The sequence below is a fragment of the Pseudomonas knackmussii B13 genome (assembly GCF_000689415.1).
GTDB classification, from domain to species: Bacteria; Pseudomonadota; Gammaproteobacteria; order Pseudomonadales; family Pseudomonadaceae; genus Pseudomonas; species Pseudomonas knackmussii.
Genome location: NZ_HG322950.1, coordinates 1,080,311 through 1,093,257, shown reverse-complemented (window position 1 = coordinate 1,093,257; position 12,947 = coordinate 1,080,311). Strand labels below are relative to the sequence as shown.

Below are 12,947 nucleotides of genomic sequence, written 5' to 3'. Positions count from 1 at the left end.
TTCGCTGTTATCAGCGAATGCGCTCGCACACCTCGGTGCTGGAGAAGAAGTAAGCGATTTCGCGGGCAGCCGAAGCTTCCGAGTCGGAACCGTGTACGGCGTTCTCGTCGATGGAAACGGCGAAGTCGGCGCGGATGGTGCCCGGCTCGGCTTTCTTCGGATCGGTGGCGCCCATCAGTTCGCGGTTGCGCAGGATGGCGTCTTCGCCTTCCAGAACCTGAACGATGACCGGACCGGAGGTCATGAAGGCAACCAGATCCTTGAAGAAGCCGCGCTCTTTGTGCTCGGCGTAGAAGCCACCGGCTTCGCGCTCGGACAGCTGAACCATCTTGGAAGCGACGACGCGCAGACCGGCTTTCTCGAAGCGGGTCAGGATTTCGCCGATGACGTTCTTGGCTACGGCGTCGGGCTTGATGATGGAGAAGGTACGTTGCAGGGCCATTTGGAATAACTCCGAAAAAGCAAGGTTGGTAAAGCTGAGGAGCCCCTGGCGCCAGTCCAGGAGCTCCCGCGATTCAGGGTTTGCCGCGCGACCGCGGCAGCCGTGGGGCTGGCACGCGCGGAGCCGCCGCGCGAATGCGCGTCGACCGACGAAAGAAGAACCGGCAGGGGTTCCTCGAGGCTCGCCAAAGATAAAACCCGCGAATTATACGCGGGTTCGAGAAAAAGATCAGCCGCCGCAGCACGCGACGGGCGCGCGCGGCGCGCCGCCGTTCGTCACTCGGCCTCTTCGATCCAGGCGGCCTGGATGGCTTCGAGCACCTTCTCGCCGCCGCGTGACGAATCGTCGCTGAATTCCGGCAAAGCCAGCACCCAGTTGTGCAGATCGACGAAGTTCACGTAGCGCGGATCGACATCCGGCTTGCTCTCGGCCAGCTGGATGGCGATTTCCAGCACATCGGTCCATTTCAGGCTCATGCGCGCTCCCCTCAATGACCTTCGGAAACCTGGTTGATGGTGTATTTCGGGATTTCGACCACCAGGTCTTCTTCACCGACCACCGCCTGGCAGGACAGCCGCGACTCCGGCTCCAGACCCCAGGCCTTGTCGAGCATGTCGTCTTCCAGCTCGTCGGAGGCTTCCAGCGAGTTGAAACCCTCGCGCACCACTACGTGGCAGGTGGTGCAGGCACAGGACATCTCGCAGGCATGCTCGATGTCGATGCCGTTGCGCAGCGCGGCCTTGATGATGGTTTCGCCGGGCTGGGCCTCGACCACCGCGCCCTCCGGGCAATGCTCGGCGTGGGGCAGAAACACGATCTGCGGCATCTTCGCTTATTCCTCGATTTCGTTGAGCCGGCGGCCGGACAGGGCGGCCTTGACGGATGCATCCATCCGTCGCGCGGCGAAGGCGTCGGTCACCTGGGACAGACGCTTGATTTGCTGTTCGATTGCCGCGGTATCGCTACCGGCGGCCAGTTCGCGCAGGGTTTCCATGCAGGCATCGATGGCGATGCGCTCGTCGGCGTCCAGCAGGCGTTCGCCATCGGCGTCCAGCGCCGAACGCACAGCCTCGAGCAGACGCTCGGCCTCGACCTGCTGCTCGCGCAGCGCACGGGCATTCATGTCGTCGCCAGCATTCTGGAAGGAGTCCTGCAGCATGCGGGCGATTTCGCCATCGGTCAGGCCGTAGGACGGCTTGACCTGGATGCTCGCCTCGACGCCCGAGCTCATCTCGCGGGCGGAGACCGCCAGCAGGCCGTCGGCATCGACCTGGAAGCTGACGCGGATCTTCGCCGCACCGGCAACCATCGGCGGAATGCCGCGCAGCTCGAAGCGCGCCAGGGAACGGCAATCCTTGACCAGCTCGCGCTCGCCCTGCAGCACGTGAATCATCATGGCCGTCTGGCCATCCTTGTAGGTGGTGAATTCCTGCGCACGCGCCACCGGAATGGTGGTGTTGCGCGGGATCACCTTCTCCATCAGCCCGCCCATGGTCTCGAGACCGAGGGACAGCGGGATGACGTCGAGCAGCAGCAGCTCTTCGCCGCGCTTGTTGCCGGCCAGGGCATCGGCCTGGATGGCGGCGCCGATGGCCACCACCTGGTCCGGGTCGATATCGGTCAGCGGCTGGCGACCGAACAGCTCGCCCACCGCCTGACGAACGCGCGGCACGCGGGTGGAGCCGCCGACCATGACCACTTCACCGACCTCTTCCAGCTCGATGCCGGAATCGCGCACTGCGCGACGGCAGGCCTTGAGGCTACGGGCGATCAGCGGCTCGATCAGCGCATCGAACTGCTCACGACCCAATTGGCCGCGCCAGTCGCCATAGGCAACCTCGACGCTCGCCTCGGCGGTCAGGGCTTCTTTTGCAGCACAAGCAACCTGCAGCAGATGGCGCTGAGCACCCGGATCGAGATCGTCGGACAGGCCGGCCTGCTGGATGACCCAGCCGGCGATGGTGTGATCGAAATCGTCGCCGCCCAGGGCGCTGTCGCCGCCAGTGGCCAGGACCTCGAAGACGCCGCGGGTCAGACGCAGGATGGAAATGTCGAAGGTGCCGCCGCCCAGGTCGTAGATGGCCACGACGCCTTCGGCGTTCTTGTCCAGACCGTAGGCAACCGCAGCTGCGGTGGGCTCGTTGAGCAGGCGCAGGACGTGCAGGCCGGCCAGACGCGCGGCATCTTTGGTGGCCTGGCGCTGGGCGTCGTCGAAATACGCCGGCACCGTGATCACCGCACCGACAAGCTCACCGCCCAGGGTGGCTTCGGCGCGCTGGCGCAGGGTGCGGAGGATCTCCGCGGAGACCTCGACCGGGCTCTTCGGACCTTGCACGGTCTCGATGAACGGCATGTGCGACTCACCCTGGGTGAAGCGGTACGGCAGTTGGCCGCCGAGCTGCTTCACGTCTTCCAGGCCACGGCCCATCAGGCGCTTCACCGAGATGATGGAGTTCAGCGGGTCTTCCGCGGCGCCGCGCTTGACCGACTCGCCGACGTCGATGCCGTCGGCCCGGTAGCGTACTGCCGAGGGCAGGATCAGGCGGCCTTCGGCATCCGGCAAGGGCGCAGCGGTGCCGCTGCGCACGGCGGCGACCAGGGAATTGGTGGTGCCCAGGTCGATACCCACGGCCAGTCGACGCTGGTGCGGCTGGGGGGTTTGTCCGGGCTCGGCGATCTGCAGTAGGACCATGCTGCTCTAATCAGGCGTATCAGGCGCGGCCAGGCCGCGCGGATTAATCGTCGAGTCGCTCTTCGAGCTGGCGCACTTCCTGCGCCAGCTTGTCGAGAAACTGCATGCGGCGCACCAGACGCTCAGCATCCTGGCGGCGAGAGGCGTCATCCCAGCACTCGGCGAAGGCATCGTCGAGTCGCTGCTGGGCCGTCTTCAGCTGACGCTTGAAGGCGGCGACACCATCCAGATCGGCGTTGTCCTGCAGGTCTTCCAGGTCCTCGCGCAGCTGCATCTGCTGCAACAGGAACTCGGGATCCTGCACTGTGGCTTCCAGCGGCAATGCCTGGCCCCGCAGGGACAGCAGGTACAGGGCGCGACGCGGCGCGCTCTTCAGCGTCTGGTAGGCCTCGTTGAGCTCGGCGGCGCGCTCCAGCGCCACCCGCTGCTCGCGATCGGAGGCATCGGCGAAGCGGTCCGGGTGGACGCTCCGCGCCAGCTCGCGATAGCGATTACCGAGATCGTCCAGATCGACGCGGAAGCTCGGCTGCAGGTCGAACAGCGCAAAGTGACAGGGACTACCCACACCCGGCCTCAGACGTTGAAGCTTTCGCCGCAGCCGCACTCGCCACGAACGTTCGGGTTGTTGAACTTGAAGCCCTCGTTGAGGCCTTCCTTGGTGAAGTCCAACTCGGTGCCGTCCAGGTAGACCAGGCTCTTCGGGTCGATGATGACCTTCACGCCGTGGCTCTCGTAGACGAGGTCTTCCGCTGCCAGTTCGTCGACGAACTCGAGCACGTAGGCCAGCCCGGAACAGCCGGTGGTGCGCACGCCAAGACGAATGCCCTCGCCCTTGCCGCGCCCCTCGAGGGAGCGCTGGACGTGCTTGGCGGCGGCTTCGGTCATGCTGATGGCCATGGGAACTCCTTACTCAGGCGAGCGGTTAGAGCAGACCCTTCTTCTGCTTGTAGTCGTGCACGGCCGCCTTGATGGCGTCCTCGGCGAGTACGGAGCAGTGGATCTTCACCGGCGGCAGGGCCAGCTCTTCGGCGATGGTGGTGTTCTTGATGGCCTCGGCCTCGTCCAGGGTCTTGCCCTTCATCCACTCGGTGGCGAGGGAGCTGGAGGCGATGGCCGAACCGCAGCCGTAGGTCTTGAACTTGGCGTCTTCGATGACGCCCTGCTCGTTGACCTTGATCTGCAGGCGCATCACGTCGCCGCAGGCCGGGGCGCCGACCATGCCGGTGCCGACATCCGGATCCTCGGCGTCGAGCTTGCCGACGTTGCGCGGGTTTTCGTAGTGGTCGATGACCTTGTCACTGTATGCCATGGCTAATCCTCACTCTATGGGGCGGGTCAGTGGGCCTGCCATTCGACCTTGGACAGGTCGACGCCCTCTTTGAACATGTCCCACAGCGGCGAAAGATCGCGCAGCTTGGAAACGGCTTGCCCCACGATACTGGCGGCGTAATCGACCTCTTCCTCGGTGGTGAAGCGGCCGAAGGTGAAACGGATGGAGCTGTGCGCCAGTTCGTCGTTGCGGCCCAGGGCGCGCAGGACGTAGGACGGCTCGAGGGAGGCGGAGGTGCAGGCCGAACCGGAAGAGACCGCGAGGTCCTTCAGGGCCATGATCAGCGACTCGCCTTCCACGTAGTTGAAGCTCAGGTTCAGGTTGTGCGGCACGCGCTGGGTCAGGCTGCCGTTGACGTAGAGCTCTTCCAGACCTTCGAGCTGGCCGAAGAAACGGTCACGCAGGGCGCGGATGCGCTCGTTCTCGGCGTGCATTTCTTCCTTGGCGATGCGGAAGGCTTCGCCCATGCCGACGATCTGGTGGGTCGCCAGGGTGCCCGAACGCATGCCGCGCTCATGGCCGCCACCGTGCATCTGGGCTTCCAGGCGCACGCGCGGCTTGCGCTGCACGTACAGGGCGCCGATGCCTTTCGGACCGTAGGTCTTGTGTGCGGAGAAGGACATCAGGTCGACCTTCAGCTTCTCCAGGTCGATGTCGACCTTGCCGGTGGACTGCGCGGCGTCGACATGGAACAGGATGCCGCGGGAGCGGGTCAGCTCGCCAATGGCAGCGATGTCGTTGATGGTGCCGATCTCGTTGTTCACGTGCATGACCGAAACCAGGATGGTGTCGTCGCGCAGCGCGGCTTCGACCATTTCGGGAGTGATCAGGCCTTCCTCGGTCGGATCGAGGTAGGTCACTTCGAAGCCTTCGCGCTCCAACTGGCGGGTGGTATCCAGCACCGCCTTGTGCTCGATCTTCGAGGTGATGATGTGCTTGCCCTTGCTGCCGTAGAAGTGCGCGACACCCTTGATCGCCAGGTTGTCGGACTCGGTGGCGCCGGAGGTCCAGACGATTTCGCGCGGGTCGGCGTTGACCAGGTCAGCGACCTGGCGGCGGGCGTTCTCGACCGCTTCCTCGGCCTTCCAGCCAAACACGTGGGAGCGCGAGGCCGGGTTGCCGAAGTTGCCGTCCACCAGCAGGCAGTCAGCCATCTTCTGAGCGACGCGCGGGTCCACCGGGGTCGTGGCGGAGTAGTCGAGGTAGATCGGCAATTTCATCAGGTAACTCCTACAGGCTGGCGCACGCTCAATCGATGGCGGACGCTTCAATCTTATCGAGGCTGGGCAGCTTGCCGTTGCCTCGGCAACGACGCTCATCCTGGCGCTGTGCGACTTCCTGGACCTCACGACGCTCGACGAGGTCGGCGAGGCTGATGCCGCTGAGGAACTCGTGGATCTGCTGGCTGAGGTCGCACCACAGGTGATGGGTCAGGCAGGTGTCGCCGGAATGGCAGTCGCCCTGCCCCTGACAACGGGTGGCGTCGACCGACTCGTTGACCGCGTCGATCACCTGGGCCACGTGGATGCCGGCCATGTCGCGCGACAGCTGATAGCCGCCACCCGGACCGCGCACGCTGGTCACCAGATTGCCGCGACGCAGTTTGGCGAAGAGTTGTTCGAGATAGGACAGGGAGATGCCCTGGCGCTCAGAAATATCGGCCAGGGAAACCGGACCACGCTGGGCATGCAACGCCAGGTCGAGCATGGCGGTTACGGCATAGCGGCCTTTAGTGGTCAGACGCATGAAACTTTCCCGGGATAGAACACTGGACTGGCGTTAGGATGCCATTTCCCGAGTATTTAAGTCAACTATAAGACCTATCAAATTACTCGGGATTGACCAGCGGAGGGCGGCATAATGTAGCAGGAAATCAGGGGCGACGCATTACTGCGCCGCCTTGTCGTCCTCACCCTTGACCCCGGCGAAATCCTCTTCGCGCAGCTCCGGCAGCTTCTTCGCGCAGTAGTCGCTGCCCAGCGCGGTGAGCGCCTGGCACATGCCTTCCAGACGACCATCGACCGCCTGCAGGTGATCGAGCAGCTGACCAATGGCGCGCGCCACCGGGTCCGGCATGTCCTGACTGACGCCGTAGGCATCGAAGCCCAGCTTCTCGGCCATGGCCTGGCGCTTGGCCTGCTGCTCGGCGTCATCCTTCATGATGATGCGCCCCGGAATCCCCACGACGGTGGCACCTGGCGGCACCTCCTTGGTGACCACGGCGTTGGAGCCTATCTTCGCCCCAGCGCCGACAGTGAACGGACCGAGAACCTTGGCACCAGCACCGACAACCACACCATCGGCCAGGGTCGGGTGACGCTTGCCCTTGTTCCAGCTGGTGCCACCGAGGGTCACACCCTGGTAGAGAGTCACGTCGTCACCGATCTCGGCGGTTTCGCCGATGACGATGCCCATGCCGTGGTCGATGAAGAAGCGCCGACCGATCTTCGCGCCGGGATGGATCTCGATACCGGTCATCCAGCGACCGAAGTTGGATACCAGGCGCGCCAGCCATTTCCAGCCCGAACGCCACAGGGGATTGGCCAGACGGTGCAGCCAGACGGCATGCAACCCCGGATAGCAGGTGAGCACCTCGAAGGCGTTACGCGCCGCCGGGTCGCGATGGAATACGCTCTGGATATCTTCGCGTACGCGCTCAAACATCATCGTCACTCCGCTTGCCCGCCTCGCCGCGCGAGGCCTTTTGTGTCTCGGTGAGAATGCCCCGAAGGATATTCATCTCCAGCTTGCTGACCCCGGCACGACCATACAGGCGGCGCAGGCGCGACATCAGGTGCCGCGGCTTCTCGGGATCGAGGAAGCCGATCTCGACCAGGGTGCTCTCCAGGTGCGTATAGAAGCGCTCCAGCTCGTCGGCCGTCACCGGCATGCTGTTGAGCATCGCGGTGGTTTCCAGCTTCTCCTGCTTGGTCGGCTGCCCTTCGGCGGCCAGCCAGGCCATGCGCACTTCGTAGGCGAGCACCTGGACCGCCGTTGCCAGGTTCAGCGAGCTGAACTCCGGGTTGGCGGGAATGTGCACGTGGAACTGACATCGCTGCAATTCTTCGTTGGTCAAACCCGCATACTCGCGACCGAAGACCAGAGCCACTTCGCCGCCCTGCTGGGCATGCTGCAGGCTGGTGGTCGCGCATTCGCGAGGGTCGAGCAGCGGCCAGGGGATACGGCGGTCACGAGCACTGGTGCCAAGCACCAGGCTGCAGCCGACCAGCGCCTCTTCCAGGGTCGAGACCACCTGAGCGGAATCGAGGATATCGGTTGCACCGGACGCGCGAGCCACAGCCTCGCTGCTCGGGAAATCCTCCGGATCAACCAGCACCAGGCGCGACAGGCCCATGTTCTTCATGGCCCGGGCGGTACCACCGATATTGCCGGGATGACTGGTGTTCACCAGCACCACGCGAATTCTGTCGAGCAACGAAGCTCTCCACACATAAGCTGAAACGAAAAGGAACGGAATCCTACCGCAGCGCTCGGTCTTGCGCCATGCGAGCGACAGGCCGCGCTATGAGCGTCGCGGAAATCTGGTACAATGTTCGGCTTTCTTTAACATCATCCAGGTGACCTCTCCATGCAGCCTATGCTGAATATCGCCCTGCGCGCCGCTCGCAGCGCCGGTGAACTGATCTTCCGCTCCATCGAACGCCTGGATGCCCTCTCGGTCAACGAAAAAGAAGCCAAGGACTACGTTACCGAGGTCGATCGCGCGGCCGAGCTGCACATCGTCACCGCCCTGCGCAAGGCGTACCCGAACCACGGCATCATGGGCGAGGAAGGCGGCTTCCTGGAAGGCAGCGGCGAAGGCGCCGACTACCTGTGGATCATCGATCCGCTGGATGGCACCACCAACTTCATCCATGGCGTTCCGCACTTCGCCATCAGCATCGCCTGCAAATACAAGGGCCGCCTGGAGCACGCCGTGGTCCTCGATCCGGTGCGCCAGGAAGAGTTCACCGCCAGCCGTGGCCGTGGCGCCGCACTGAACGGCCGCCGCCTGCGCGTCAGCAACCGCAAGAGCCTGGAAGGCGCCCTGCTGGGCACCGGCTTCCCGTTCCGCGACAACCAGCTGGAACACCTGGATGCCTACCTGGGCATGTTCCGCAGCCTGGTCGGCCAGACCGCCGGAATCCGCCGCGCTGGCGCCGCCAGCCTGGACCTGGCCTACGTCGCGGCCGGCCGCTTCGATGCCTTCTGGGAGTTCGGCCTGTCCGAGTGGGACATGGCAGCAGGCGCCCTGCTGGTGCAGGAAGCCGGCGGCCTGGTGAGCGACTTCACCGGCAGCCACGAATTCCTCGAGAAGGGCCACATCGTTGCCGGCAACACCAAGTGCTTCAAGGCGCTGCTGACCAGCATCCAGCCGCACCTGCCGCCGTCGCTCAAGCGCTGAGCCCGAGCGGAACGAAAGAGCCCGGCCATGTGCCGGGCTTTTTGTTGCTTGCGATTCCGCAGGGCGAGCCCCACCAAGTGTTCGCGAGCCACAAATGAAGAAGGCGCCCGCAGGCGCCCTCTTCCATTCGTGTAGCGAACTTACTGCTGGCTGAGGATCAACCGGCCGCTCTTGTCCACCGGGATCTGGCCGCCCGGATCGCGATCCATGCGCACCTGCCCCGGCTTGCCATCGAGGGTGTAGCGGACGTCATAGCCCACCACTTTCTCGCTGGTGTCGGTCACGGTTTTGCAACGGGTTTCGGTGGTGGTGTAGGTGTCATTGTTCTGCATATGCTCCTGCACCTTGTTGCCGGCGTAACCGCCGCCAACAGCACCGGCTACGGTCGCCAGGGTCTTGCCCTTGCCACCGCCAATCTGGTTGCCGAGCAGGCCGCCGGCAATGGCACCGATGGCAGTACCGGCGATCTGGTGCTGGTCCTTGACCGGACGCTGGTGCGTAACGGCGACGTCATTGCAGACCTGACGCGGATTCTTGATGGTTTCCTTGACCGGCTGGACGGCCACGACCTCTGCGTACTGCGGGCCGCGATCCACCAGGCTATACGTGGCCACCGCTCCACCCGCCGTAACGCCAACAGCGCCCAACACGGTACCAATGAGCAACGACTTGTTCACATAAACCTCCTGGCTTTCCTTTCGTACGGGCATTTTGCCCTAGTCCCTGCCTTGGAGCAGGGCCATCAGCCGAAAGTTCCTACAGCAATCCGCGAAACGCCACACAAAACGGATAGAAGGCCGCCCCATAGAAACGAAAACTCCCGCCGTAGCGGGAGTTTCCGGTGGAACCGAGCGAGCCGTCAGGGACGGTCGTCGACTTCCTTGGTTGCCGGCGGAATCAGGTCCTCGGCGGAGAGCTTCAGCCAGATCAGCACCACATCGGCGATGTAGATCGACGAGTAGGTACCGGCCAGCACACCGACGAACAGGGCGATGGAGAAGCCGAACAGGTTGTCGCCACCGAAGAACAGTAGCGCGGCGATGGCCAGCAGCGTCGAGATCGACGTGGCCATGGTGCGCAGCAGGGTCTGGCTGGTGGAGATGTTGATGTTGTCGATCAGGCTGGCCTTGCGCAGGACGCGGAAGTTCTCGCGCACCCGGTCGAAGATCACGATGGTGTCGTTCAGCGAGTAGCCCACCACCGCCAGCACCGCGGCGAGCACGGTGAGGTCGAAAGTGATCTGGAAGAACGACAGCACGCCCATCACGATGATCACGTCGTGAATCAGCGAGAGGATGGCGCCCAGCGCGAACTTCCACTGGAAGCGGAAGCCGACGTAAACCAGGATGCCGCCCAGGGCCAGGAGCATGCCCAGGCCGCCCTGGTCGCGCAGCTCTTCACCGACCTGCGGGCCGACGTATTCCACGCGCTTGAGGCTGGCTGGGTTGGCGGCGTCTGCGGCCTGCAGCGCGCCGGCGACCTTCTTGCCCAGCTCCGGATCTTCGCTGGGCATGCGCACCAGCACGTCCTTGGTATCGCCGAAGCTCTGTACCACGGCTTCGTTGTAGCCCGCCTTTTCCAGCTGTTCGCGAACCTTGGCCAGTTCCGCCGGCTGCTGGTAGCTCAGCTCGATGAGCGTACCGCCGGTGAAGTCCAGGCCGAAGTTGAGGCCCTTGGTGAACCAGCTGCCCAGGGCAATCAGGGAAAGGATCAGGGTGCAGGCGAACGCAATGTTGCGCACGCCCATGAAGTTGATAGTGCCGATCTTGATATTCATCTTCGTGCCCCTTAGATCCACAGCTTCTTGAAGTCACGCCCGCCGAAGATCAGGTTGACCATCGCGCGAGTGACCAGGATGGCCGTGAACATCGAGGTGAGAATGCCGAGCGACATGGTCACGGCGAAGCCCTTCACCGGGCCGGTGCCCATGGCGTAGAGGATGCCGCCGACCAGCAGCGAGGTCAGGTTGGCGTCGAGGATCGCCGTGAAGGCGCGACTGAAACCTTCATGGATGGCGCGCTGTACCGACATGCCGCCGGCTAGTTCCTCACGTATCCGCGAGAAGATCAGCACGTTGGCGTCCACCGCCATACCCATGGTCAACACGATACCGGCGATACCCGGCAGGGTCAGGGTCGCGCCGAGAATCGACATCAGCGCAACCAGCATGACCATGTTGAAGGCCAGGGCGACGGTCGCGATCAGACCGAAGAAGCGGTAGATGACGATGATGAACAGGGAGACGAACACCATGCCCCAGAGGGAAGCGTCGATACCCTTGGCGATGTTGTCGGCACCCAGGCTCGGGCCGATGGTGCGCTCTTCGGCGAAGTACATCGGCGCGGCCAGGCCACCGGCGCGCAGCAGCAGGGCCAGTTCGGACGACTCGCCCGGCGCGTCGAGGCCGGTGATGCGGAACTGGTTGCCGAGGGCCGACTGGATGGTCGCCAGGCTGATGATCTTCTTCTCTTCCTTGAACGCCTGTACCGCGACTTCCTGCTCAACGCCGTTCACCACCTGCTTGGTGTAGCGGGTGATCGGTTTCTGCTCGATGAACACCACCGCCATGCTGCGGCCGACGTTGTTGCGAGTTGCGCGGTTCATCAGGTCGCCGCCGTGTCCGTCGAGGCGGATGTTCACTTGCGGGCGACCGTTCTCGTCGAAGCTGGCGCTGGCATCGGTGACCTGGTCACCGGTGATGATCACGCCGCGCTCCAGAGCCACCGGCGGACGGCCAGGCTGACGGAACTCGAAGGATTCGGTAGCGGACTTGATCGCATCAGCCCCAGCGGCCAGGCGGAACTCCAGGTTGGCAGTCTTGCCGAGGATACGCTTGGCTTCGGCAGTGTCCTGTACGCCCGGTAGCTCGACCACGATGCGGTTGGCGCCCTGGCGCTGCACCAGCGGCTCGGACACACCCAGCTCGTTGACGCGGTTGCGCACGGTGGTGAGGTTCTGCTTGATCGAGTATTCGCGGATCTCGGCCAGCTTGGCCGGGGTCATGACCAGGCGCAGCACCTGCATGTCATTGCGGGTGTCCTGGGTCACTTCGAAATCACGGTAATCCTTGGCGATCAGCGCCTTGGCCTTGTCCAGCGAGTCGGTATCGGTGAAGCCCAGCTGGATGGCGCGATCCTGGATAGGCAGGCTGCGGTAGCGCAGGTGCTCCTTGCGCAGCGCACTCTTGATCTCGCTCTCGTAGATGCCCATGCGGGAATCGACTGCCTTGTCCATGTCCACTTCGAGAAGGAAGTGCACGCCACCGGAAAGGTCCAGACCCAGCTTCATCGGGTGCGCGGCGATGTTGCGCAGCCATTGCGGAGTGGTTTGCGCCAGGTTCAGCGCGACCACGTAGTCGTCGCCCATGGCGCGACGCACGATGTCCTTGGCCGGCAGCTGGTCGTCTTTCTTGACCAGGCGAATCAGGCCGCTGCTCTTGCCGAGGCTCCCCGCCTTGACGGCAATGCCGGCATCGGTCAGCGCCTTGCTGGCCTTGTCGACGTCAGCCTGGGTGACCTGCAGCGCAGTGCTCGCGCCGCTGATCTGCACGGCCGGGTCGTCCGGATAGAGGTTGGGTGCGGAATAGATGAAACCGACGGCAAGCACCGCCAGGATCAGCAGGTATTTCCACAGGGGATATTTATTGAGCATTGAGACCGCCCGTTTATGACGCGGGGCGCTTCATGCGCCCCGTCTATTGGTTTTCTTTTTAAAGGAACTCAGATGGCCTTCAGGGTGCCTTTCGGCAGGGTCGCGGCGATGGCGCCCTTCTGGAACTTCAGCTCGACGTTGTCAGCTACTTCGACGACCACGAAGTCTTCGGCGACTTTCAGCACTTTGCCAGCGATACCGGCATTGGTGACCACTTCGTCACCCTTTTGCAGGCCGGCCAGGAGGTTCTTGTGCTCCTTGGTGCGCTTGGCCTGCGGACGCCAGATCATCAGGTAGAAGATGACCAGGAAGCCGACCAGGAAGACCCACTCGAAGCCAGTGCCGACCGGACCGGCAGCAGCGGCCGGAGCGGCTGCATCAGCGTAGGCGGCGGGAATCAGAAAACTCATCGGAAACTCCTGTCAGT

At 63.8% G+C, this 12,947-nt stretch carries 16 protein-coding genes; 1 reads left to right on the top strand and 15 read right to left on the bottom strand.

Annotated elements, in window-relative coordinates:
* Positions 1-10 precede the first annotated feature (10 nt).
* From ndk to trmJ, 11 genes are all read right to left on the bottom strand, one after another.
* Complete coding sequence (gene ndk, locus PKB_RS05190; RefSeq protein ID WP_043249587.1) at positions 11-442, bottom strand: nucleoside-diphosphate kinase; 432 nt, start codon at positions 440-442, stop codon at positions 11-13.
* A gap of 275 nt (positions 443-717) precedes the next feature.
* On the bottom strand, positions 718-918 hold the full coding sequence (gene iscX, locus PKB_RS05185) for a Fe-S cluster assembly protein IscX (protein WP_043249586.1): 201 nt from the start codon (positions 916-918) through the stop codon (positions 718-720).
* An 11-nt stretch (positions 919-929) separates the two neighbouring features.
* Positions 930-1,268, bottom strand: coding sequence for an ISC system 2Fe-2S type ferredoxin (gene fdx / locus PKB_RS05180; protein WP_043249583.1), 339 nt, complete (start codon positions 1,266-1,268; stop codon positions 930-932).
* A 6-nt stretch (positions 1,269-1,274) separates the two neighbouring features.
* Positions 1,275-3,134: a Fe-S protein assembly chaperone HscA gene (hscA, locus tag PKB_RS05175; protein ID WP_043249581.1), complete on the bottom strand. Its 1,860-nt coding sequence runs from the start codon at positions 3,132-3,134 to the stop codon at positions 1,275-1,277.
* A gap of 43 nt (positions 3,135-3,177) precedes the next feature.
* Entirely contained in the window at positions 3,178-3,699 is a 522-nt protein-coding gene (gene hscB, locus PKB_RS05170) for a co-chaperone HscB (RefSeq protein ID WP_043249579.1), read from the bottom strand.
* Between the two features lie 8 nt (positions 3,700-3,707).
* On the bottom strand, positions 3,708-4,031 hold the full coding sequence (gene iscA, locus PKB_RS05165; RefSeq protein ID WP_043249577.1) for an iron-sulfur cluster assembly protein IscA: 324 nt from the start codon (positions 4,029-4,031) through the stop codon (positions 3,708-3,710).
* A 25-nt stretch (positions 4,032-4,056) separates the two neighbouring features.
* On the bottom strand, positions 4,057-4,443 hold the full coding sequence (iscU, locus tag PKB_RS05160) for a Fe-S cluster assembly scaffold IscU (protein ID WP_043249574.1): 387 nt from the start codon (positions 4,441-4,443) through the stop codon (positions 4,057-4,059).
* Between the two features lie 26 nt (positions 4,444-4,469).
* Complete coding sequence (locus PKB_RS05155) at positions 4,470-5,684, bottom strand: IscS subfamily cysteine desulfurase (RefSeq protein WP_043249572.1); 1,215 nt, start codon at positions 5,682-5,684, stop codon at positions 4,470-4,472.
* A 28-nt stretch (positions 5,685-5,712) separates the two neighbouring features.
* Positions 5,713-6,210, bottom strand: coding sequence for a Fe-S cluster assembly transcriptional regulator IscR (gene iscR / locus PKB_RS05150; RefSeq protein ID WP_043249570.1), 498 nt, complete (start codon positions 6,208-6,210; stop codon positions 5,713-5,715).
* Between the two features lie 141 nt (positions 6,211-6,351).
* Positions 6,352-7,128, bottom strand: a complete 777-nt coding sequence (gene cysE, locus PKB_RS05145) for a serine O-acetyltransferase (protein WP_043249568.1) — start codon at positions 7,126-7,128, stop codon at positions 6,352-6,354.
* Complete coding sequence (trmJ, locus tag PKB_RS05140; RefSeq protein ID WP_043249566.1) at positions 7,121-7,900, bottom strand: tRNA (cytosine(32)/uridine(32)-2'-O)-methyltransferase TrmJ; 780 nt, start codon at positions 7,898-7,900, stop codon at positions 7,121-7,123. The genes cysE and trmJ overlap by 8 nt, the downstream gene beginning before the upstream one ends.
* Before the next feature lie 153 nt (positions 7,901-8,053).
* Here trmJ and suhB point away from each other — a divergent pair, with 153 nt between their 5' ends.
* The gene (gene suhB, locus PKB_RS05135) at positions 8,054-8,869 is read left to right on the top strand and encodes a type III secretion system regulator SuhB (RefSeq protein WP_043249563.1); all 816 of its coding nucleotides are present in this window, start codon (positions 8,054-8,056) and stop codon (positions 8,867-8,869) included.
* A gap of 140 nt (positions 8,870-9,009) precedes the next feature.
* On the opposite strand, the gene PKB_RS05130 is transcribed toward suhB, so the two are convergent.
* The 4 genes from PKB_RS05130 to yajC all read right to left on the bottom strand — a co-directional run bounded on the left by PKB_RS05130 (position 9,010) and on the right by yajC (position 12,930).
* Entirely contained in the window at positions 9,010-9,546 is a 537-nt protein-coding gene (locus PKB_RS05130) for a glycine zipper 2TM domain-containing protein (RefSeq protein WP_043249561.1), read from the bottom strand.
* A gap of 182 nt (positions 9,547-9,728) precedes the next feature.
* Positions 9,729-10,646, bottom strand: a complete 918-nt coding sequence (gene secF, locus PKB_RS05125) for a protein translocase subunit SecF (RefSeq protein WP_043249559.1) — start codon at positions 10,644-10,646, stop codon at positions 9,729-9,731.
* An 11-nt stretch (positions 10,647-10,657) separates the two neighbouring features.
* On the bottom strand, positions 10,658-12,520 hold the full coding sequence (gene secD, locus PKB_RS05120) for a protein translocase subunit SecD (protein WP_043249558.1): 1,863 nt from the start codon (positions 12,518-12,520) through the stop codon (positions 10,658-10,660).
* Between the two features lie 68 nt (positions 12,521-12,588).
* Complete coding sequence (gene yajC / locus PKB_RS05115) at positions 12,589-12,930, bottom strand: preprotein translocase subunit YajC (protein WP_043249556.1); 342 nt, start codon at positions 12,928-12,930, stop codon at positions 12,589-12,591.
* Between the last annotated feature and the right edge of the window lie 17 nt (positions 12,931-12,947).

Bases quoted from the DNA above. Each gene is read 5' to 3' on its own strand.
- secD (WP_043249558.1), bottom strand. From the start codon at position 12,520: ATGCTCAATAAATATCCCCTGTGGAAATACCTGCTGATCCTGGCGGTG.
- iscR (WP_043249570.1), bottom strand. From the start codon at position 6,210: ATGCGTCTGACCACTAAAGGCCGCTATGCCGTAACCGCCATGCTCGAC.
- cysE (WP_043249568.1), bottom strand. From the start codon at position 7,128: ATGTTTGAGCGCGTACGCGAAGATATCCAGAGCGTATTCCATCGCGAC.
- iscU (WP_043249574.1), bottom strand. From the start codon at position 4,443: ATGGCATACAGTGACAAGGTCATCGACCACTACGAAAACCCGCGCAAC.
- suhB (WP_043249563.1), top strand. From the start codon at position 8,054: ATGCAGCCTATGCTGAATATCGCCCTGCGCGCCGCTCGCAGCGCCGGT.
- hscA (WP_043249581.1), bottom strand. From the start codon at position 3,134: ATGGTCCTACTGCAGATCGCCGAGCCCGGACAAACCCCCCAGCCGCAC.
- secF (WP_043249559.1), bottom strand. From the start codon at position 10,646: ATGAATATCAAGATCGGCACTATCAACTTCATGGGCGTGCGCAACATT.
- iscA (WP_043249577.1), bottom strand. From the start codon at position 4,031: ATGGCCATCAGCATGACCGAAGCCGCCGCCAAGCACGTCCAGCGCTCC.
- ndk (WP_043249587.1), bottom strand. From the start codon at position 442: ATGGCCCTGCAACGTACCTTCTCCATCATCAAGCCCGACGCCGTAGCC.
- yajC (WP_043249556.1), bottom strand. From the start codon at position 12,930: ATGAGTTTTCTGATTCCCGCCGCCTACGCTGATGCAGCCGCTCCGGCC.
- iscX (WP_043249586.1), bottom strand. From the start codon at position 918: ATGAGCCTGAAATGGACCGATGTGCTGGAAATCGCCATCCAGCTGGCC.
- PKB_RS05155 (WP_043249572.1), bottom strand. From the start codon at position 5,684: ATGAAATTGCCGATCTACCTCGACTACTCCGCCACGACCCCGGTGGAC.
- fdx (WP_043249583.1), bottom strand. From the start codon at position 1,268: ATGCCGCAGATCGTGTTTCTGCCCCACGCCGAGCATTGCCCGGAGGGC.